The 21,709-nt window shown below is 51.9% G+C and carries 18 protein-coding genes; 7 read left to right on the forward strand and 11 right to left on the reverse strand.

The features are described from left to right. Positions 1–58: 58 nt before the first annotated feature. Together chrA and ACXYMU_RS12355 are read right to left on the reverse strand one after the other, a co-directional pair. Positions 59–1,228, reverse strand: a complete 1,170-nt coding sequence (gene chrA, locus ACXYMU_RS12350) for a chromate efflux transporter (protein WP_458986700.1) — start codon at positions 1,226–1,228, stop codon at positions 59–61. Positions 1,229–1,304: 76 nt separating this feature from the next. Continuing rightward, the gene (locus ACXYMU_RS12355; protein WP_458986701.1) at positions 1,305–2,279 is read right to left on the reverse strand and encodes an isopenicillin N synthase family dioxygenase; all 975 of its coding nucleotides are present in this window, start codon (positions 2,277–2,279) and stop codon (positions 1,305–1,307) included. Positions 2,280–2,381: 102 nt separating this feature from the next. On the opposite strand from ACXYMU_RS12355, the gene ACXYMU_RS12360 reads away from it, so the two are divergent. Together ACXYMU_RS12360 and ACXYMU_RS12365 are read left to right on the forward strand one after the other, a co-directional pair. Further along, positions 2,382–3,224 carry a hypothetical protein gene (locus ACXYMU_RS12360; protein ID WP_458986702.1) on the forward strand — a complete coding sequence of 281 codons (843 nt, stop codon included), beginning with the start codon at positions 2,382–2,384 and terminating at the stop codon, positions 3,222–3,224. Positions 3,225–3,448: 224 nt separating this feature from the next. Beyond that, positions 3,449–4,570, forward strand: coding sequence for a redoxin family protein (locus ACXYMU_RS12365; RefSeq protein ID WP_458986703.1), 1,122 nt, complete (start codon positions 3,449–3,451; stop codon positions 4,568–4,570). Positions 4,571–5,133: 563 nt separating this feature from the next. Here the strand turns inward: ACXYMU_RS12365 and ACXYMU_RS12370 are convergent. From ACXYMU_RS12370 to ACXYMU_RS12380, 3 genes are all read right to left on the reverse strand, one after another. Continuing rightward, the gene (locus ACXYMU_RS12370; RefSeq protein WP_458986704.1) at positions 5,134–5,730 is read right to left on the reverse strand and encodes a hypothetical protein; all 597 of its coding nucleotides are present in this window, start codon (positions 5,728–5,730) and stop codon (positions 5,134–5,136) included. 8 nt (positions 5,731–5,738) lie between these two features. Continuing rightward, entirely contained in the window at positions 5,739–6,383 is a 645-nt protein-coding gene (locus tag ACXYMU_RS12375; RefSeq protein ID WP_458986705.1) for a hypothetical protein, read from the reverse strand. Between the two features lie 116 nt (positions 6,384–6,499). Next, entirely contained in the window at positions 6,500–6,664 is a 165-nt protein-coding gene (locus ACXYMU_RS12380; protein WP_458986706.1) for a hypothetical protein, read from the reverse strand. Between the two features lie 465 nt (positions 6,665–7,129). Between ACXYMU_RS12380 and ACXYMU_RS12385 the strand changes: the two genes are divergently transcribed. After that, entirely contained in the window at positions 7,130–7,525 is a 396-nt protein-coding gene (locus ACXYMU_RS12385; RefSeq protein WP_458986707.1) for a hypothetical protein, read from the forward strand. Between the two features lie 284 nt (positions 7,526–7,809). Here the strand turns inward: ACXYMU_RS12385 and ACXYMU_RS12390 are convergent, their stop codons facing one another. Beyond that, the gene (locus tag ACXYMU_RS12390; protein WP_458986708.1) at positions 7,810–8,658 is read right to left on the reverse strand and encodes a helix-turn-helix domain-containing protein; all 849 of its coding nucleotides are present in this window, start codon (positions 8,656–8,658) and stop codon (positions 7,810–7,812) included. 115 nt (positions 8,659–8,773) lie between these two features. Between ACXYMU_RS12390 and ACXYMU_RS12395 the strand changes: the two genes are divergently transcribed. Beyond that, positions 8,774–10,192: a DUF1593 domain-containing protein gene (locus tag ACXYMU_RS12395; RefSeq protein WP_458986709.1), complete on the forward strand. Its 1,419-nt coding sequence runs from the start codon at positions 8,774–8,776 to the stop codon at positions 10,190–10,192. Positions 10,193–10,350: 158 nt separating this feature from the next. On the opposite strand, the gene floA is transcribed toward ACXYMU_RS12395, so the two are convergent. From floA to proS, 3 genes are all read right to left on the reverse strand, one after another. Continuing rightward, positions 10,351–11,340, reverse strand: a complete 990-nt coding sequence (gene floA / locus ACXYMU_RS12400) for a flotillin-like protein FloA (protein WP_458986710.1) — start codon at positions 11,338–11,340, stop codon at positions 10,351–10,353. A gap of 10 nt (positions 11,341–11,350) precedes the next feature. Further along, the gene (locus tag ACXYMU_RS12405) at positions 11,351–11,824 is read right to left on the reverse strand and encodes an NfeD family protein (protein ID WP_458986711.1); all 474 of its coding nucleotides are present in this window, start codon (positions 11,822–11,824) and stop codon (positions 11,351–11,353) included. A 228-nt stretch (positions 11,825–12,052) separates the two neighbouring features. Further along, complete coding sequence (proS, locus tag ACXYMU_RS12410) at positions 12,053–13,531, reverse strand: proline--tRNA ligase (protein ID WP_458986712.1); 1,479 nt, start codon at positions 13,529–13,531, stop codon at positions 12,053–12,055. Positions 13,532–13,727: 196 nt separating this feature from the next. On the opposite strand from proS, the gene ACXYMU_RS12415 reads away from it, so the two are divergent. The 3 genes from ACXYMU_RS12415 (at position 13,728) to ACXYMU_RS12425 (ending at position 18,938) form a co-directional block, all read left to right on the forward strand. Further along, positions 13,728–14,924, forward strand: a complete 1,197-nt coding sequence (locus tag ACXYMU_RS12415; protein ID WP_458986713.1) for a hypothetical protein — start codon at positions 13,728–13,730, stop codon at positions 14,922–14,924. A 36-nt stretch (positions 14,925–14,960) separates the two neighbouring features. After that, positions 14,961–16,529: an OmpP1/FadL family transporter gene (locus tag ACXYMU_RS12420; protein WP_458986714.1), complete on the forward strand. Its 1,569-nt coding sequence runs from the start codon at positions 14,961–14,963 to the stop codon at positions 16,527–16,529. 171 nt (positions 16,530–16,700) lie between these two features. Beyond that, positions 16,701–18,938: a S9 family peptidase gene (locus tag ACXYMU_RS12425; protein WP_458986715.1), complete on the forward strand. Its 2,238-nt coding sequence runs from the start codon at positions 16,701–16,703 to the stop codon at positions 18,936–18,938. A 70-nt stretch (positions 18,939–19,008) separates the two neighbouring features. Here the strand turns inward: ACXYMU_RS12425 and ACXYMU_RS12430 are convergent, their stop codons facing one another. Both ACXYMU_RS12430 and ACXYMU_RS12435 read right to left on the reverse strand, forming a co-directional pair. Further along, on the reverse strand, positions 19,009–19,872 hold the full coding sequence (locus tag ACXYMU_RS12430) for a nucleotidyltransferase family protein (protein ID WP_458986716.1): 864 nt from the start codon (positions 19,870–19,872) through the stop codon (positions 19,009–19,011). A 196-nt stretch (positions 19,873–20,068) separates the two neighbouring features. Further along, positions 20,069–21,514 (reverse strand): aldehyde dehydrogenase, encoded by a 1,446-nt coding sequence (locus ACXYMU_RS12435; protein WP_458986717.1) that lies wholly within the window; start codon positions 21,512–21,514, stop codon positions 20,069–20,071. Positions 21,515–21,709 lie beyond the last annotated feature (195 nt).

Consider the following 21,709-nt stretch of genomic DNA (forward strand, 5'->3'; position numbering starts at 1 on the left):
GAGATGCTTGAGCCGGACTAGCTATATAAGCGATGAGATTGAGATGAGAGGATCTTTGCTATATCACAAATCCAAGCAGCAAGCCCGCAATGATAAGTAGCGGCGCCGGGATACGGGTGAACATCAGCAGGCAGAAGGTAGCGACAACAATGCCGAAGTTCAGAGGGGTATTTTCGATGGGGTGATAAAGCTGGATGGCTGCCGCAACCACCATACCCGAACTGACAGCGCTGATACCCTCCAGCGAGGCCCGTACCACCCGATACTTTTTCAACTCATCCCAAAACCGGATCACAAAGAAAATCAGGAAGGTGCCCGGAAGGAAGATGCCAATAGTAGCCACAAAGGAACCGAGCAATTGACCGGCTATACCATACTGCCGCATGGCCAGGTTACCTACAAAGGAGCAGAAGGAGAAGGTGGGGCCTGGCAGCGCCTGCACAATCGCATACCCCGACAGGAACTCTTCGCCGGTGAGGTAGTGCTTGAAATCCACAAACTCGGTATAGAGCAGAGGGATCAGGACTTGGCCGCCGCCAAAAACCAGGCTGCCATTCCGGTAAAAGTTCTCGAACAAGCGCACTGGCAGCGAAGAGGTGGTGGCGCCCAGCACGGCTGCCGCAATCAGCACTCCTCCGAACAGGAAAAAATTAGCCCACTGGATATGCATGCGCTTGTTCTCTTCCAGGGGGTGCTGCTTAAACCGTAGCGCCGTGATGGCTCCGCCAGCGATTAGCAGAGCCGGGAAAACCCAGGGCGAGGAAAAGAAATAGGCCAGCACAGCCGATACCACCATCAGTATAGTGGCTGTTTTGGTATGAATCACCTTGGCGCTGATCATGTAAGCGGCATAAGCCACAAAGCCAACCGCCATGGGTTGTATATACCTCAGGAAATCCAGCGAAATGCCCTGTTCCTGCAGGAATGAAATGCCCACCGCGGCTAACGCCATAAAGATGGCAGCAGGGGCAATCCAGACGAAAAGGGTGAGGTAAGCCAGGTTGGGGCCGCCTATCTTAAAGCCGATCGCGGTGATGGTTTGGGTAGAGGTGGGGCCGGGCAGTATCTGGCAGAGCGCGTTCAACTCGATCAATTCCTGCTCGGTGAGATAGCGGCGTTTTTCCACCAGCAGCTTGAACATGATGGCTATATGCGCCTGTGGCCCCCCGAATGCGGTGAAGGCCAGGATGAGAACGTCTCTTAAGAAGATATAATAGCGTAGGCTCATGTGGGCGCAAAAGTAAAAAAAGAGAGACAGCTTTTAACTATCTCTCTTTTCATTCCTACTTTAATGAGTACTGTTGTTAAGCCTTCTTCAGGCCGAGCTCTATCAGGCGCTCGTTCAGGTACTCTCCGGCTGTCGCATCCGGGTAAGCCTTTGGGTTTTTCTCGTCGATGCAGCTCTCCAGGCAAGTCAGATCCATTTCGGAGCGCGGGTGCATAAAGAACGGGATAGAGTAGCGCGACGTGTTCATCAGCTCACGCGGAGGGTTCACCACGCGGTGGATGGTTGACTTCAGCTTGTTGTTGGTGAGGCGGGCCAGCATGTCTCCCACGTTCACCACTACCTGCTCTGGTAATGCCGTGATCGGAATCCATTTGCCGTCGCGGCGCAGCACCTGCAGGCCGTCGGCGCTGGCGCCCATCAGCAGCGTGATCAGGTTAATGTCGCCGTGCTCGGCGGCGCGTACGGCATCGGCCGGCACGCTGTCCGGGTCTTCGATCGGGAAGTAGTGGATCGGGCGCAGAATGCTGTTACCGTTATGCACCTTGTCGTCGAAGTAGGTCTCCTCCAGGCCCAGGTTAATGGCGATGGCCTTCAGGACCTGCTTGCCGGCCGCCTCCAGCTTGCGGTACGCCTCTAAAGTCACCTCTTTGAAACCGGCAATCTCCTCCGGGAAGATGTTGTCTGGGTACTCCTCCTTGATCGGGTCGTTGTCGGTTACCTCCTGGCCCACGTGGTAGAACTCCTTCAGGTCGCCGGTGTTGCGGCCTTTGGCGTGCTCTTTCCCCTTGCCCACATAGCCTCGTTGCCCTGCCAGTTCCGGCACCTCGTATTTTTGCTTTACTTCCTCCGGAAGGGCAAAAAACGCTTTGGTAGCAGCATACAGCTTTTGAGTCAGCTCATCGCTCAGGCCGTGGTTTCGCAGCGCAATAAAACCAATGTTCTGGTACGCGTCGCTTAGTTGTCTTACAAATTTTGCTCTCCGTTCTGCGTCGCCTGATGTGAAATCGGCTAAATCCAACGAAGGGACCTCCTCAAACAAAATTTCGCTCATATAGTAAAAACTGTATACTTTTTTGTGATTAATACGTAGACCGCAATATACGGAAAAATGAAATCGTTAAATTAGCACTGTTGCTAACCAAATCAGAATTAGATGAAAAAAACGTTCTTACTACTTGCATCGGCTCTTACAATCGGATTTACCGCCTGCGACACTGCCCGGCAGACACAGGAGGCCGAGACTCAAGCTCCAGAGACTACTCCGGTTGGCCAGGGCCCTGTGCCAGACGGAGCCGTGATGAGCAAAAATGGTTTGCGCGTTTTTGCCTTCAACAATTCTCAAAACTACCCGGAGTCGCAGCTGCGCCTGAACACGCCGCCGGAGGGAGGGGTCGTGGAGCCAGGGCCGGTACAGTTCAACTACTCTTTATCGAACTACCAGCTGACCCGTATGACGCCACACTCCAATGCGGAGCACCTGGCCAACTCGCAACAGGGGCAGCATATCCACAATATCGTTGACAACGAGCCTTATACAGCTCATTACGAGACTGACTTTACAAAAGACATGACAGAGGGCGAGCACGTGATTCTGTCGTTTCTTTCGCGCTCTTACCACGAGAGCCTGAAGCACAAGGGTGCTTATGACCTACGCAAGGTAACCGTGGGCCGCCCTGCCGAAAAACTGGACATTGACCTAACGAAGCCGCACATGTTTTACAGCCGCCCGAAGGGAGAGTATGTGGGCAAAGACACAGAACGTGTTATGCTGGATTTTTACCTGGTGAACACAGACTTGTCGCCAGCAGGCAACAAAGTCCGAGCGACCATTAATGGAACCCAGTTTGTATTGGATAGATGGTTGCCATACATCATCGAGGGCCTGCCAATGGGTGAGAACACCATTCAGCTGGAGTTAATCGGGAACGGTGGCCAGGTGCTGCCCGGCCCATACAACAGCGTTACACGCACCTTTACACTGAAGCCTTCGGCCTAAGCGTAAACAGAAGATAATTATTAGGAGCATCAGGCCCGCATCGATCTATTTGGTGTGGGTCTGTTGCTTTCGGAGAATCCATGCTTGTTACAAAGTTTCCATTAGGTGCTCGCAGTGGCGATGCAGTGCTGGGAGAATTTGTAGGATAGCCTTAAATTCCTATCTTTAGGTAAGCGTAAAAGCTTAAGGAGCATTAAATTTTCAGGGCGTTAAAATAAAAAACTATGTTGCGATTAGCTTTACACAAGGGTTGCCTCATGCTGGGTATGATTATGCTGGCAGTTAGTTCGGCGCTTGCCGCAGACCCTAAAACGCTGGAGATCGGGGCACAGGCACCGGACTTCAGCCTGCCTGGCACCGATGGTAAAACCTACACCCTGAAAAGCTTTGCCGATGCCAAGGTGCTGGCTGTTATCTTCTCCTGCAACCATTGCCCCACCGCGCAAGCCTACGAAGACCGCATGAAGGCCTTAGCGGCAGATTACAAAAATAAGGGCGTAGCAGTGGTGGTCGTGTCGCCAAACGACCCGGATGCCGTGACCCTTGACGAGTTGGGCTACAGCGACATGGGCGATAGTTTCGAGGAAATGAAGCTGCGGGCGAAGGAGAAGGGGTATAACTTCCCGTACCTGTATGACGGGGCCACACAGAAGATGTCGATGGCCTATGGGCCGGCGGCCACCCCGCATGTGTTCCTCTTCGACAAGCAGCGCAAGCTGCAGTACAATGGCCGCCTGGATGCGTCTGAGAAGCCAGGCTCAGCCAACGCCGAAGACACTCGCCAGGCGCTGGATGCCATGCTGGCCGGAAAGCCCGTGCCGGTGGCAAAGACCAAAACCTTCGGCTGCTCCATCAAGTGGGCGGACAAGCGGGAACTGGCGGAGCGGGCAAGGGCCAAATGGGCCAAAGAAGAAGTAACACTCAATACGATTGATGCTGCTGGCCTGCGGGCGCTACTCCAAAACGACACCGACAAGACGCGGCTGGTGAATGTATGGGCCACCTGGTGCGGCCCCTGCGTACAAGAGCTGCCCGACTTCGTGGACATCAACCGCATGTACCGCAACCGCGACTTCGAGCTAATCACCATCAGTGCCGACAAGCCAGACAAAAAAGACAAGGCGCTGAACGTGCTCAAGAAACTGGAAGCCTCCAATACGAATTACCTTTTCAACTCCGAGGACAAGTACGCGCTGATAGAAGCCATCGATCCGGAGTGGCAGGGAGCCTTGCCCTATACCCTCCTGATCGAGCCGGGCGGCAAGGTGCTATACCGCAAGCAGGGAGCCATTGTGCCAGCGGAGATGAAACGTAAAATAGTAGATAAGCTAGGCCGGTATTATTAGAAAAAACAGGTATACAGCCTACCCGATAGTGTGCAACTAATATGTTACGATAATAGACGAACTCAAGGAAGAAGACATCACGCAAGAAGTGCTTGACCTGTATGACGCGACTATGCACACAACCGGCCCTACAGGCGCGAGTTCATGCACAAGCTGTCGGTTTACGCTGTGGGAGGGCTCACTATCGCCTCTCTGATGAGTTTCCCAATGCCTGGTTACAGAGGTACGATCAAGGCGCCGCTGTCGATGCCTGCGGATGGGGAAAGCGGCTGGGGTATTGTTAGTGGTCGTGCAACAACGACACCATCCGACGCTACGACAAAGCCACCGCAGAACTCGCCTGGATACGCACCATTGATTCTTTAAAGAGAAGCCGACCTGACGGTGAATTGCAAAGGTTCTACTCCGTTTCGCATATCCACATTTAGAGTTTAGCGTTGCACGCGCTGTTTCAGAACTTGAAAAGGTAAGAAGATGTATCTGTGCTGTCACTTAGGCAGTTGCCTTCAACCGAAAGAGCCAGCACATGCTGGCTCTTTCGGTTGAAAAAATTCATACTATTCCTACTTTTTCGTCTTTACCGGTTTGCATGCTTTGCAATAGTCCGGCAGCTCGACAATGTCTTTTCTTATTTGCTGATGATATGCCGTCATACTCGCTTCAGACGCCAGGGCGGCATCCTGCATTTCAACCTGCTTTTTACCCATCTCCGCAATCACCTCATCATAAGCCTGCTGAAAAAAATCATAGTTAGACAATGCATTTTTAGACTCATACAGGCGCTTTCGCAGTTTCCGTGCATACAACTCCAGCAAGTCAAACTCCATTTGGGCATAACGCAGGAGAAAGTCTGTTTGCTCTCCTGTCTGCATCCAGGAGTTGGCAGGAGTGAAATAGGCCGTTACGTGCTTGTTGAAGTTTTTTGTAAGCATGAACTCATAGTTGGTCATCGCATACCCATAGTCCAGGCTTCCGGCCAAAAGGAAACTTTGCGTAACATCTTCGCGGCTTTTAGGAGGCTGGGCCTCGAAGTCGGGTGCTGAGATCCTGTAATTCGCTGCCCACTCTATTTTGGCTTGGCTAAACGCAGTGTAGTTGGCAAGCAGTAATACTAGTGTAAGTGAATGCCTGATGATGGAGTTGAATAAGTTTGGCTGCATACGGTGGCTTAGTAAGTGGTAAGGGTGGCGCGGGCATCCAGCTGCTGCACAATCTGCTGCACGAGTGCTGTGCCCATTCGCTCTGTGTCGCTGCGGTAGAGATCGAGGTAGGACCAGGTAAACTTCTTAGTCGATTTCCAAATGTTTCTGACCGGCTTGTCGCTATTGCGGACTAGCACATCGCCACTCGTGGCCACCTGAACTCCATCTTGCACCTCGAAGCTGGCAACCAGAGCCTTTTGCGCGGGAGCGATGGCTTCAGCGCCGCTCACGGTGTAAGCAACCAGCAAAAACAGCACGCTGCCTTTGTTCTGATAGACAAACTTGTCCGGCACCTCCCGAAGCGTGATGACCAGCTTGCCTCCCTGAAGCTTCTCGGCCAAGTGCAGGCTGTCGGCAGCTTTTAGCACAGCGCCCTCCAGGAAGCCTATAGTTGTGGCCGTGGCAAGCTCCGTCTCCATCGTTGAATTCCAGCCCCAATACAGGATTGCCGGTATAAAAGAGCGCTCCACCTGTTTCACCGAGCTTTGCTTTTTGGCGATGCTGTCGGTGTTGATAACCAGCCAGCTGTCGTGTTGGGCAGTAGTGGCTTGGGGCACAGTGCTGGCCCGTAGCTTTTCATCTACCAGGCTCGCGTATTTTTTACTGCTCATGCAGCCTGTCAGAGACACAGCCGCAATCAGCAAAACATAACAAAGGTTTTTCATCTGATGACCTAAAAGAACGGTGATTACTAAAATTTATACCCGTAATGCCTGAGGATGGAGAGTTAAAACGCCTGAACCGCTTCAACAACTAAGATATTTGCTGAAGCAGCAGCCTCTGAGGCAGCAGTTTCAATAGGAATATTGGTATAGGGGCCTTGCTTCGGCGCAGCCTGAACGCAGCCGATCCTGTTGCCCGGACGCGGCTGTAAGAATTGGGTAGCAGGCATTTAATTGGTTTAAAGAGCGGCAAATATAAACAGATACCTATTTATTGTGATTACCCTAGAAACATTTTATTTATACATGCTCTTCGAGCAAGGTAAAAGTGCAGTTGTAGGGCTGATAGCCATTGTGCCGGCAGAGAAGAAGTGGAGAATAGTAGATAAGTTAGACCGGCATTATTAGACAGTGTTTCCTGAAGTAGAATACTGCTTTGGTATATACTTGATCACAAAAAGACCAAGTATACACAAGTATACAAATGCACCTTACTGACTCTGGGGTAATTCAGGAGTTATCCAGAATCTGAATCATTGAAAAGTTATATACACCACTAGCGAGATGCTCATGATCGGTGCTTGCCAGTGGTGTATATAATCTGCCACGTTCTTGCCATTACAAAGGAACGCGGTAGCTTATAAAGTTGTATATTCGCGTTACCTTTACAATTGTTTCCCTCTATTCGCGCCTCAATGATTATACCTAATGCCGTTATCAAGCTTAACTACGACCCTGCAAGGGATGTGCTTGTTGTTGAGTGGCCAGAGGTACGAGACTACAGTGTCAGCGAGGCAGTATACATTATGGATACAATTATTGAGACGGTGAAGCTGTATGACGTGAAGAACTTGCTTACTGACGCCAGGAAAGGAACTGTTGATATTTCAGAGCAAGAATACAAAAAGCTTATCCTTCGGTTTGCTACAGACTTAGCGACAACCCGCCTCCAGAAGCTTGCACGCGTTGTGACGGAGAGTACTCTCCGGGAAGGCCCTATCAATGAGGTGACACAGGCTGCGCACCTTTCAATACCAATCAAGAACTTCTACAGCGTAGAAGATGCTTTAAGCTGGCTCACGCTTCACTAGTACTGTCTTCAGTGAACGCTATGTGGGTTTTTGCATCCCTGCTTCGGAAAACTCTTCTTACAGATTGCGCTAATAGCACCTACCAAGGTCAATTTTGTCATTAGCGCTATTACCGACTAGCACTTCTCCTCATTGCTGCTTTCATATAGAGCTTCGTTAAAAACTGGTCCAAGCAATCATAACACTGGTTATAAAGTAAATGGCCTTCCTGACTTGGAATCGGGGCAAAGGTTTTGGTGCGCCGGCGGGAGAGGGAACTGCTTCTAGGTTGACTTCACCATCTTCTATTGGTAGTTTTTCCTGAACTGCCGGGGAGTGCAGCCGTTTCCCTTCGAGAAGGCAGCGTTAAAACGGCTAATGGAGTTAAAGCCGCATTCAAAGGCAATTTCGGTTATGCTGCTATCCGTTGTCACAAGTTTCCGCTGTGCATGGGAAACCCTTTCTTCCAGGATATACTCACTCAATGTTCTGCCAAAGGCTTTCTTGAAGATTGAGTTCGCATAATCTGGATGAAGACCGACTGCCTCCCCTATATCAGCAGCCTTGATAGGGTTAGAGTAATTCTGGGCAATGTAAACCGCAATCCTTTCTACTTGGCTGATCTCATGTAAAGGAACAGGAGATTTATCGGTCTCTTTCTTAGGCGGCATGTTCGTCGCCATCCTGGCTAGGCGGGCGCGCATCTCCAGTAAGGTTACTCCAACAGAGGCATTGTTGTTTATGTCCTTGAGCCAGTTCTTTAACAGGAATGCATCATACGAAGCACTTTCCTCAGATGCCTCGAACAGAACTTCGCCCTTCAGCACGCTGTCCACGAACGAGGCGGGGAGCTTCCATTCCAGAAACTGTGAAAAAGGGATGGTGCAAACATAGTATGGAGTAGTTCCCTCATGGTGCACAATTTGATGCGGGATAAGCCCCCAAAACAAGGTAAGCCTCTTCGCTGTAACAGTTATTTTTCTGTCCTGGAAAAGGTAAGTCACGGACCCTTCCGGGAAATAGTTTATTTCTATCTCATTGTGCCGGTCCGGCTTTCGCATGAGGCTCGGAGCCCATAGCTCACACGTCAGGTCGTAAGGCCTAAACTCCTTGCGGCTTTCATTAAACGTTTTCAAAATCTCGGAATTCGGCATGTTTTTCTTTAAAATCCAGTAGTATCCATTTAAAAGCGAGGTTAATTTTATAAACTTAATCCATACATCCAAGCGTGGTGATTTAGAAGTCCATTTTTAAATAGGCATTCAGAATATGAAATTTAAGTTTTTCTTGCTCCTTGCTTTTCTAACCCTTGTCTCGCAGGCGCTATATGCGCAGGGAATACAAAAGCGCAGCCCTGGCTCCGCTTCGCTAAAACCGCGCATTGTTGTCCTAACCGATGTTTCGACCTGGGAAACAGACGACAGCGAGTCACTGGTCCGGCTTATGGTGCATGCCGATATGCTGGAGATCGAGGGGCTTGTTTACACCACAGGTTGGAGCTTGGACAGTACGCGGGTCGCTTTCTTCGATTTGATACATGATGCAACGGATGCTTACGCAAAGGACCTGCCTAACCTGCGCAAACGCTCTAATCAAAAAGAACATGTGGCTGATGAGTCCAAACAACGCATTGGCTACTGGCCCAGCGCCGATTACCTGAGGTCGCGGACGGTGCATGGCAGCAAAAACAGGGGGATGCAGTTCATCGGGGAAGGCAACGATTCTCCCGGCAGCGATTTGATTATCAGGATGGCCGATGAAAAGGATGAGCGCCCGGTGTGGGTGCTGGCCTGGGGAGGTGGCAATACACTCGCGCAGGCCCTCTGGCGCGTGCGCCAGGACCGATCGGAAGAAGAGGTACAGCAGTTCCTAAAGAAAATCCGCTTCTATGCCATTACCGACCAGGACCGGGACCAACGCACCCCTTTTGATATTAGCTCGCACCAATGGATGCGGCAGGAGTTCGGCAAGGAGCTTTTCTTCATTTGGGACGAGTCGGCTTGGGGCTATCAAAATGGCACAGGCAAGCAAAACTGGGAGCAGTATGAGACGCATATCCAGAGCCACGGCAACTTGGGCAAGGTATACCCCAAGTATAAATACGGTGTAGAAGGCGACACGCCCTCTTTCCTGTATGTACTACCCAATGGCCTCAACAACCCAGAAAACCCCGGGCACGGCGGTTGGGGCGGTTATTTTGAATGGGTGCTAAGCGAGGACCGGAAGACCTATGCTTATACCAATCATGGTGAGAGCGAGGCACATCCCGTATCCAAAAAGTATGAAGCATACTTCTATCCCGCCACGTTCAACAATTTCGCGGCCCGCATGGACTGGGCAAAAGGCGGCAACGGCAACCGAAACCCAATTGTCATCGTCAACAAAGACAAAAGTATTGCCCCTATTAAATTTAATCCTAAGCCAGGTACTGCCTCCATCACCCTTAACGCCTCGGCATCCTATGATCCTGACGGAAACAAGCTGACGTACAAATGGTGGGTTCTGCCTGAGGCGGGCACTTATGAGCAGGAGATAACACTGTCTGATACCAGCGCGAGCCGCATTACTGTTCAAATCCCATCCGACGCTGCAGGAAAAAGCTTCCATGTCATCTGTGAGGTAACAGATAACGGAACGCATCCTTTAACGAGCTACCGCAGAATCATTATTGAGCCAACCGCTCGATAGCAGAAGAATTACAATTGATTGTATGCAATCAATTGTAATCTAATACCATACAAAGGGGGCTTAAAAGGCAACTTTCAAAACTAAACAGCTCACCACAGAACAGCTACGGCCATACCTGTTGGGGTATGGCCGTAGCTGTTTTGCAGGTACTTAATTCCTTAGCTTTCCTTTGGCTTGTTAGCGCCGCCCTGGCCTGGGTTAGCGATGGAGTTGCGCATGTCGGTGTCGGACTGGATGTTCTGCATGCGGTAATAGTCCATGATGCCCAGCTGGCCGCTGCGGAAAGCCGCTGCGATAGCCTGTGGTACTTCTACCTCGGCCTGAATTACGTTGGCGCGGGCCTCCTGGGCCTTGGCACGCATCTCCTGCTCCACTGCCACGGCCATGGCGCGGCGCTCTTCGGCTTTGGCCTCGGCCACGCGCAGGTCGGCACCTGCCTGGTCGATCTGGAGTTTGGCACCGATGTTCTCGCCCACGTCAATGTCGGCAATGTCGATCGACAGGATTTCATAGGCTGTGCCTGCGTCCAGACCTTTCTGCAAGACCAGTTTCGAGATCATGTCCGGGTTCTCCAGCACGCTTTTATGCGATGTGGACGAACCGATGGACGTTACGATGCCCTCGCCCACACGGGCCAAGATGGTTTCTTCGCCGGCACCACCTACCAGCTGGTTAATATTGGCACGCACCGTTACACGAGCCTTGGCGATCAGTTGTATACCGTCTTGGGCAACAGCAGCTACATTCGGGGTGTTGATTACTTTCGGGTTAACGGAAGTGGTGACAGCCTCAAACACGTTACGGCCGGCCAGGTCGATGGCAGTGGCCTGCTTAAAGGACAGCGGGATATTTGCTTTGTCGGCAGAGATAAGGGCTTTGATCACCATCGGCACGTTACCGCCAGCCAGGTAGTGCGTCTCAAGCTCCGTAGTGGTCAGGTCGATACCGGCCTTGGTGGCGTTGATCATGGAGTTGACAATCAGGCTTGGCGGCACTTTTCGGATGCGCATGAACACCAGTTCCGCCAGCCCCACTTTCACACCCGAGAATAGGGCAGTGATCCAGAGGCTGATCGGCACGAAGTATAAAAAAATCATGAGCGCTACGATAACGCCCGCAATAATCAATAACACGGATAGGTTTTCCATCGAAATGAGTTTAGGAAATTGCTTCTACTATAATTTTATTTTGATGTAAGCGAATGATGCGGATAGGAGTGCTAGGGGGTAAAAACTCGCCCTGCGTTTGCACCTCATGGTGGCGCTCAGCAAACAGGGCAGTGCCTTGCGGACGGAGTGCCGATACGGCTTTCCCTTCTTCGCCCACTTCCAGCACATGCGGGAACTCCTCGTTCACGAAGCTCCGGTTCTGATCCTTCAGGGCAAAATGCGACCAGCTATCAGAGCGGAAGCTATAGAAGAAAGCCACAGCCCCGATCAGCACCGTGGTGCCGAGGATGATGTGCCCCAGGGTATTGCCCAGTGCCGCATACCCGATCCAGATGCCGATGCCCGCTAGTATAAAGCCAAGGATACCAACCACCGTAGTGCCGGGCACAAAAACCAACTCAACGATAATGAGCAGCAGACCAATGCCGATCAGCAATAAAACTGTAATCCAGTCTAATACCATAGTGTAGGGCTTACGTTAGTAAATATAGCAATTTTCAATCACGAATAGTCAATTAATAATTACGGAGGCACACCACGGCCGGTGATGCCCACTGCGAGGCAAGAGTTTTATACCCCTTATCTTATCAACGCACCGGAAAGCAAAAGAGCCGCATCCACCAATGGAAACGGCTCTTTTAAATACATGTATAAGCTATGGCCTGGCAACAGGCTGCCTATAATTGTGGTGCTAGTATGCTTTGGCAAAATATACGCGCTGCTTGCTTGGTTTGCCCGTCAACATGTCCAGGCCTTCTTCTTCCGGAGAGTTGATGGAAATGCAGCGAATTGTTGCCTTGGTTTCTTCTTTGATGCGCTCCTCGGTTTCGGCGGTGCCGTCCCAATGGGCTAGCACAAAGCCACCTTTGCCCTCCAGCACCTCCTTAAACTCCTCGTAAGAGTCTACTTTGGTGGTGTGCTCCTCACGGTACGTCAGGGCTCTGGTATAGATGTTCTCCTGTATCTCATCCAGCAGGGCCGGGATATAGTCGGCTAATTCTGCAAACTGTTGCGTGCTCTTCTCCTTCGTGTCGCGGCGGGCCACCTCAGCGGTGCCGTTCTCCAGGTCGCGCGCGCCGATGGCCAGGCGCACCGGAACGCCTTTCAGTTCCCACTCGGCAAACTTGAAGCCCGGGCGCTCCGTGTCGCGGTCGTCGTACTTCACGCTGATGCCCTGCGCCTCCAGCTCCTTCTTCAGGGTATGCACTTTCTCGCTGATCTGGGCTAACTGCTCCCCGCCTTTGTAAATCGGCACGATCACCACCTGGATCGGAGCCAACTTTGGAGGTAGCACAAGGCCTTCATCATCGGAGTGCGCCATCACAAGGGCACCCATCAAGCGGGTGCTTACCCCCCACGAGGTTCCCCATACGTGCTCCAGTCCGCCGTCTTTCTTGGCAAACTTCACATCAAAAGCCTTCGCAAAGTTCTGGCCCAGGAAGTGCGACGTGCCGGCCTGCAGGGCTTTCCCGTCCTGCATCAGTCCTTCGATGCAATAAGTATCCAGGGCGCCGGCGAAGCGCTCACTTGGCGTTTTCACGCCCCGTATAACTGGTAAAGCGATATACTGCTCTGCAAAGGTGGCGTATACCTCCATCATCTGCCTGGTTTCGGCAATGGCCTCCTCGGCGGTGGCGTGGGCGGTATGGCCTTCCTGCCACAGGAACTCAGCCGTGCGCAGGAACAGGCGCGTACGCATCTCCCAGCGCACTACGTTTGCCCACTGGTTAATGAGCAGGGGCAGGTCGCGGTAACTCTGGATCCAGTTTTTATAGGTACTCCAGATGATGGCCTCTGAAGTTGGGCGCACGATGAGTTCTTCCTCCAGTTTAGCATTGGGGTCTACGCGAAGCTTTCCGGCATTATCGGGGTCCGTCTGCAGGCGGTAATGGGTTACCACGGCGCATTCCTTGGCAAAGCCCTCTGCATTCTGCTCTTCTGCCTCAAAGAGGCTCTTAGGCACGAACAGTGGGAAATAAGCATTCTGGTGGCCTGTGGCCTTAAACATATCATCCAACACGCGCTGCATCTTCTCCCAGATCGCGAAACCGTAGGGCTTAATCACCATACAGCCACGAACTGCGGAGTTCTCTGCCAGGCCTGCTTTTTTTACCAGCTCATTGTACCATAGCGAGTAATCCTCGCTTCTTTTTGGTAACCCCTTGCTCATAATCTAAACTTTTATAGTAAATAATACTTTTATTATAGTGCTTTGGAATGGCATTTGCTTATCTGGTAGTATAAAGCGTATATCATTCAAGCCCAAAATTACGTTAATTATATTGTACTATGAGCAAGGAATTACACCATTGTGTGTATATCTTTGGTATAGCGCTTTCCTAAGGGATTCTTTACCAGCACACGCCATGAAAAAATATACTTTATACTCTTTAGCCCCACTGCTCGCGCTGTTGGTGGCAGGCTGCAGCAGCCCAATCGCGATGCAGTCATCTGAATACGACGATATGTATTATAGCTCGTCTGATGAGACGGTATACGTACAGCCAGAAAGCAACGCACCGGAGCAGCAATACGCCAGCCAGCCCAGCAGAGTGCAAGAGCCGCTTGGCGAAGACGAGGTGCTGAACCCTGAATATAGGGAGCGCAATGCTGCTGCCGATTATGCGAACAGCGATGAATACTATGACGGCCGCGACTATGACCCACGGGATAACTGGTATCGGCCAAGCCACTCGTATGTAGACCCTTACTGGGGGGCGGCTTATACTCCGCGCATGGCCAGTTATGCCTATTATGACCCATTCTATGACCCGTTTTTCAACGACCCGTTTGCTTATAGCTCTTTCAGCTCTTTCCGTCGCAACCCTTATTGGGGGAATGGCCTGAGCGTGAGCATTAGCTATGGTATGAACTGGGGAGGATTTTATAACCGCCCTTACTACAGCAACTGGTGGCCCGGAAGCTATGGCTATAACTATTACAATGGCTTCCGCAATGGGTACTACAACGGATTCCATAACGGTTATTACGCCGGTTCCCCTTATAACAATATGTTCTATGACCGACCGCTTGTTGTGACCAACCCGGTGCGCTTGCAGAACCGTCCGCGCGATTCCAGAGGCGCGGTGGTAAGTGAGAGACCTGCTAACACTGGCCGTCCGGCTAGAGGCGAGGCATTTGATGGAGGCAGCCGCGAGGGCCGCCAGATAACTACCCGGCCAGCACGCCGTGGGGAGTCTGTGGGTACGACCAGTGAGACGCAGGAGACCAGAACAGCCTTGCCAGCGCGTCCAAGCCGCCCTGTGCGCCAGTCGGAAGCCACAAACGGCAACGAGCAGCAGCAGGAACGCCGTGTTATTACACCACGCCGGACAGAGCGCCGCAGCGCACCTGCCCAGGAATATAGACAGCCGCAACAGCAGCAGCAGATAAATAGGCCTCGGCCGGTAGAAAGCCGCCCAACGCGCACCTACGAAAGCCGTCCGGAACGTAGTTCATTCGAGAGCAGCAGCCCTTCTTACAATAATAGCAACAGCTCCTCGGGCAGCAGCAGCGGTTCCTCTTCTGGTAGCCGTGGCGGCCGCCCTACAAGGGGAAATTAATTTTACCATCAACCTGAAAGGACAACTCAATTGCATATGAAAAAGATAGTTTTGGCCAGCCTGGCGTTAGCGCTGGGCTGGAGCGGAACTGCTTTTGCCCAAACCGAGGTGGATGCCCTGCGCTACTCTCAGTTGGGAGTAGCAGGTTCTGCCCGCATACAGGGCATCGGAGGCGCTCAGACAGCCTTGGGCGCTGATGTTTCCAGCCTTTTCTCGAACCCTGCCGGCTTGGGTATGTTCCGCCGATCAGAGTTTAGCTTTACGCCTGCCCTGCAGTATAACACTACCACTGCCACTACAAATGACAGGGCGCAGCAACCTGACGAGCGGAACCTGCTGACGGTACCTCAGATCAGCATTGTGCTTTCTAACCGGAAAGGCGACAGCGATAACAGCGACTGGCGAGGCTTAAACTTTGGGATTGGCCTGACCCGCCTGAACAATTTCAACCAGCGTATTTCTTACCAGAACACTTCCACGCCGCCTAACACCATCCTGGATTATTTTGCAGACAAAGCAAATAACCGGGTGTTGAGGGGAGGTGAGTCATTGTTGCAAAGCCTGGATAATGAGTTCTCGGCGGGCATCAGTACGTTAGAAGGCCTGGCCTACAGCAATTACCTGATCGATGTGTTTGAGGATGAGCAGGGGCAATATGCCGCACCGCTTTACAGCCTCGGCAATATTGCCCAAAGAGAGGATATTGAGCGCAGAGGCTCGCAGAACCAGATTGATATTGGCGTGGGCACTAGCTACAAGGACAGGATATACATCGGCGCGACGGTGGGTATCTTGACAACCGACTTTACCCAAGAGAGTATTTTCCGGGAATCGGGATATTATGAGGCCAGTTATGATGAGAACGGTAACCCTGTGGTGGCCGGTGACTATAGCCTGGAGTTGTACGATGATTATACCACCCGTGGGGCAGGCGTGAACTTAAAAGTAGGAGTAATTGCCCGTCCGATTGACGCCCTGCGCCTGGGGGTGAGCATCCAAACGCCAACAGCTTACTCGCTGACGGATACTTACAGGCGCTCGCTGTTCTCTACTTCGCTGAACCCCTCTACAGGTGCTACTGAGAATTTTGACGCTTCAGAGGTTCCCGGCGAATTCTCCTATAAGCTGACGACACCATTCCGGGCATCGGGCGGCGCCGCTGTTTTCCTGGGCAAATATGGCTTTATATCGGGCGATGTGGAGTATGTGGATTATGCCAGTAACCGCTTTAGAGAGCAGGATGAACTAGGAAGTAGCTCCAGCAACTTTTACTCGAATCTCAACAGCAAAATATCCGGCACATACCAGTCGGCGATGAACTATAAGATAGGGGCAGAGGGCCGCTATGAAGCGTTTAGGTTACGCGCCGGTTACGCCTATTCCGGCGATCCATACCAGAGCGCTTCCCTGGACGGCTCTATTAAATCACTTTCTCTGGGTGCCGGGGTGCGTCTGCAGAATTATTACCTCGACTTGGCCTTCGTGAACACCAAGAGCGATAGCCGTTACTCGCCGTACCAGTTTACTTCTGGCAGTGGAGAGCCCGTTGTGGATATTGACAACAATCAGAAATCGGTGTTGCTAACGGTTGGCTATAACTTCTAGCACCGGTCAGCAGCACATTATAAAAGCAAGAGGCAGCCTCCGCAAGGGCGCTGCCTCTTGCTTTTTGGAGGATAGCCATTTTGGAACTGGCCTCGGTATGGTTTTGGCTATGGTTTATGGCAGAACGATAATATTCCTCTAAATTAGAGCAGAGAAACAAAACTAACCCGCATGCATTCAACACTAAAAAATCATTTTCTAACCGCTTTTTTGCTTTGTTGTGCTTTTGTGGCGCAAGCGCAGCAGAAAAAAAACATTACCCTGGAAGACGTCTATAAGAAAGGTACGTTCCGTGCCCAATCGGTGTATGGTGTGAACTGGATGAACGACGGCCGTTATTACAGCTCGCAGGTGCCTGACGAGCAAAACAGGGTACAAGACATCGTGAGGTATGACGTGACAACCGGAAAGCCGGTGGCCACCATCATCGAGGGCGAGAACCTGGTGCCGGCCGGCAGTAACCAACCCATACAGTACGACGACTATACTTTTTCCTCTGATGAGCAGAAGGTGCTGTTCTCCACCGACACGGAGCCAATCTACCGCCGCTCCTCCAAGGCCGAGTTCTACATTTACGACATCGCCTCTAAAAAACTGACCAAGCTGAGTGATGGCGGCAAGCAACTATACGCGTCTTTCTCGCCGGATGCCAAGCGCGTTGCCTTTGCCCGCGAGAACAACATGTTTGTGACGGACCTGAGCAACATGCAGGAAACGCAGATTACCATCGATGGCAAGTTCAATTCCATCATCAACGGGTATGCGGATTGGGTGTATGAAGAGGAATTCTCGTTTGCCAAGGGCTTCCACTGGTCGCCGGACGGTAAGAAGATCGCCTTCTATACCTTCGATGAGAGCAATGTGCCTGAGTTTAACATGCAGATGTGGGGCGAGCTATACCCGCAGGACTATAAGTTTAAGTACCCAAAAGCTGGCGAGGCTAACTCTACGGTAAAGGTATCGGTGTATGACGTGGCTAGCGGCAAGACCGTGAAAATGGACACCGGCAACGAGGCCGATATTTATATTCCGCGCATCAAGTGGACCAACGATGCCAACCTGCTGTCGATCCAGAAGATGAACCGCCTGCAGAACACGCTGGAGATTCTGCACGCCAACGCGACCACCGGTAAAGCCAACGTGGTGCTGAAGGAAACCGACAAAGCCTACATCGACATCACCGACGACCTGACCTACCTGAAGGATGGGAAATACTTCATTCACTCTTCAGAGAAAGACGGCTTCAACCACCTGTACTTGTATAGCATGAATGGCAAACTGGTACGCCAGATCACGGACGGCAACTGGGAGGTAAGCGAGTTTATCGGTTATGACGAGAAGAACGACCGCCTGTACTACCTCTCTACTGAGGTATCGCCGCTGGACCGCCACCTGTATAGCATCAGTAGCAAAGGCAAAAAGAAGCAGCGCCTGACCGAGAAAGCAGGTACGCACCGCGTGAACATGAGCAACGACTTCAAGTACTACCTCGATTACTACTCGGCTGCTAACCAGGTGCCTACCGTTAGCCTTCACACCGCCAAAGACGGTAAGCTGATCAAAATGTTGGAGGAAAACGAGAAGCTGAAGAATACGCTGGCGCAGTATAACCTGGCCAAGCAGGAGTTCTTCACCCTGAACACGGCAGAAGGCACCAAGCTGAACGGCTGGATGATCAAGCCGACGGATTTTGACCCGAACAAGAAGTACCCGGTGCTGATGTTTGTGTACGGCGGCCCAGGCTCGCAGACGGTAACCAACAGCTGGGGCGGGAGCAACTACCTGTGGTATCAGGTGCTGGCTGATAAAGGGTTGATCATCGTGAGCGTGGACAACCGCGGCACGGGTGCCCGGGGCGCAGATTTCAAGAAAACCACCTATGCCAACCTGGGCAAGTATGAGATTGAGGACCAGATTGAAGCAGCCAAGTGGTTAGGAAAGCAAGCTTTCGTGGACAAGGACCGCATCGGTATCTGGGGCCACAGTTTCGGGGGTTACATGACCCTATTAGGCCTGACCAAGGGAGATGGCGTTTTCAGAGCCGGCATTTCGGTGGCTCCGGTAACCAACTGGCGTTTTTACGACAGCATCTACACGGAGCGCTACCTGAAAACACCACAAGAGAACGCATCTGGCTATGATGACAACTCGCCGCTTTCTTTTGCTGACAAGCTGAAAGGCGACCTGCTGCTCATCCACGGTACTGGCGACGACAACGTGCATTTCCAGAATGCGGTGGCCATGCAGGATGCCCTCATCGATGCTAACAAGCAGTTTGAGAGCTTCTACTACCCGAATCGCAACCACGGCATCTATGGCGGCAACACTTACCTGCACCGCTTCACCATGATGACCGATTTCCTGGAGCGCAAGCTAATCAACCCCAAAGGCGCCCCAGTAAACCAGTAAGCAAATAGAATAACATGTTACAGACAGCCCGCTAGTTTTGGTGGGCTGTTTTGCTTTGTGGGAGGTATGGCTACAGCTTTAACTTAGCCAGGCAATTATAGAACAACTGCTTTTCAGGCGCCTCCACAGGTAATTTGTCCAGCTGTTGACGGATGCGCGCTTTGGTGGCGGCGCAATCTTTAATGGACGCGTTCCGGTGCTGTTGCAGCTCATCGGCAATGGCCTGAGTATATGTGGCGATGTTGTCTGCCTGGTACGTAAACTTGTGCAGCAACAGCAGGAGCAGCTCCAGTAACTCATGGTGGCTGTGGTCGGGGTAATAAACCTGGTGATCAATCTCACTCCAGCCTTCCTCAAACAGCGTTTTGGTCTGGATCTCGACAAAATAAACCTGCTTGCCCAGTTGCGTCTTAATGATATAATGAAGGGCGGTATACCCCCTGGGGTTCACCAGCAGTTTATACCCCTGCTTTGTTAGTTCTAGAGACTTCGAGGCTTTTTTCCTGCTGACATAGGCATAGGGCTTTCGCTTCAGTTTCCAGAGCTGTTTTATATGCTCCCCGATGTCGTGGTACTCGTTCTTGTGCAGATGCAGGATGCGCACGCCCACCAGGTCGTTGATGTATTTTAGGTAGTTCTGCGGCGTCAGGTAGCGGTAAGGGTACTCTTTCTTTTTTCGAATGATCTTTTTGAGCAAGTGCAGTGGTTCCTTTACACGGTAACGCACGGTATAGGCATGGGGCGCCCGCTTCAGAATGCTGGTAACCATCCGGGCCAGGTCATAGAGTGTCTCCTGGCGGCCTAGGTAGTCGTAGTAAATCGCAGCCAGTTCCAGCGGATCAATCTCCAGTGCGTGCAGGTCCTGCTCGCTTACTTCCAGTTCGGCAAGTAGATAAGGGGTGATGTTTTGGTATGTGGCATCCTTTTTACGCATAAGCAGAACGCTATTATGATGCGCTCTCTTTAAAGTATAGTTGGTTTGGGAGATGAATGTTGCAAGTTATACCCGACACTGTCCCTTTGCCTCCTTTTGAGAGGAACGCTAAACGGAGCTAGCTTCTATCGCTGGAAGAAATCTGAAATCGTCAGATTTCAGATTTGTCCTGCCCGTTTATACAACAAAACGCCCTTTACAGCTTCACACAAATATTCTGCGGCTCGGTGAAGAAGCGCAGGGCCTCAAATCCGCCCTCGCGGCCCACGCCGGAGTTTTTCATACCCCCAAAAGGCGTGCGCAGGTCGCGCAGGAGCCAGGTATTAATCCAGATGATGCCTGAATGGACCTGATGCGCGACACGATGTGCACGTGACAGGTCTTTGGTCCAGATAGTGGCGGAGAGGCCATAGTCGGTGCAGTTGGCATATTGTATAACCTCTTCCTCGGTATCAAAAGGTGTGAGCGTGACCACAGGGCCGAAGATTTCCTCGGTGTTGGTGCGGCATTCCGGCGAGAGCCCTTCGATAATGGTTGGGGCGATGAACCAGCCGTTGGCGCAACGTCCTTCTACCTGTACCTGGTGTCCACCGGTTAGGATGATGCCGCCTTCCTGCTTGGCCAGCTCGATGTAGGACAGCACCTTCTGCATGTGCTCCTCCGAAACCACGGCTCCCATTTTAGTCCCGTCTTCCAGCGGGTCACCAACAGTCAGGTTCTGTACCTTTTCCACAAAAGCCTGCTTAAACTGTTCATAAAGCGGGCGCTCGATGAAAATGCGGGAGCCGCAAAGGCAAATTTGCCCTTGGTTGGCAAACGAAGAGTGGATAGAGGTGTGGAGTGCGTTGTTAAAATCGCAATCCGCGAAAATGATGTTCGGGTTTTTGCCCCCTAATTCTAAAGAGAGTTTCTTGAACATGGGTGCTGCGGTGGCGGCAATGCTGCGGCCGGTATTGGTGCCGCCGGTAAACGAAAGCACCGGCACTTTCGGGTGGGCCACGATGGCAGCACCCACTTTCTGCCCATACCCATGCACGATGTTCAGTACGCCAGCCGGCAGCCCAGCCTCCATACATATCTCAGAAAGCAGGTAGGCCGTCATGGGCGTCACCTCAGAGGGCTTTGCCACTAAGCAGTTACCAGCGGCAAGGGCAGGGGCAATTTTCCAGGTAAATAGGTATAGCGGCAGGTTCCAGGGGGAGATGCACCCAGCCACCCCATGCGGATGCCGGACGGTATAATTGATGGCCTCCGTTCCCTCCATGTAATGCGCCTCTGAAGCGAAGTGCTGGATAGCGGTTCCGTAAAAGCGCATGTTGCTGCTGGCCCTTGGGATGTCGACTGCCTTTGCCAATTTCAGTGGCTTTCCGTTATCAATCGATTCGGCTTCGGCCAAGCGGTCATGGTGCTGGTCGATCAGGTCAGCGATGCGCATCAGCAGTTGGCCGCGTTTTTCGGCGGAAGTATTCGCCCAGCCCGGGAAAGCCGCCTGTGCTGCCTGCACCGCCGCCTCCACGTCCTGTGCATCAGAGTCAGGTATAAGCGCATAAACCTCGCCTGTGGCTGGGTTGTAGTTATCAATATACTGCCCTGCTTTGGGGGCTACTAGCTGGCCGTTGATGTAGTTCTTTATCTGCTGCACAGGTTGATATGTTAGAAGTTGTATAGTAAAGATGAAGGAGCCGGGTCAAACCACCCCTGCCCCTCCTTGGACCTAATCTTGTAGGGAAAAACCTTTGTCATTTTGCAGTTTCTCAAAGATTTTATAACCTTCTATCATATAATGTAGCTTGACGAGCGCTTCCCCCATGAGCTTTACTCCCGGCATGGGCTGTTT

It is taken from the genome of Pontibacter sp. CAU 1760, from assembly GCF_054482735.1.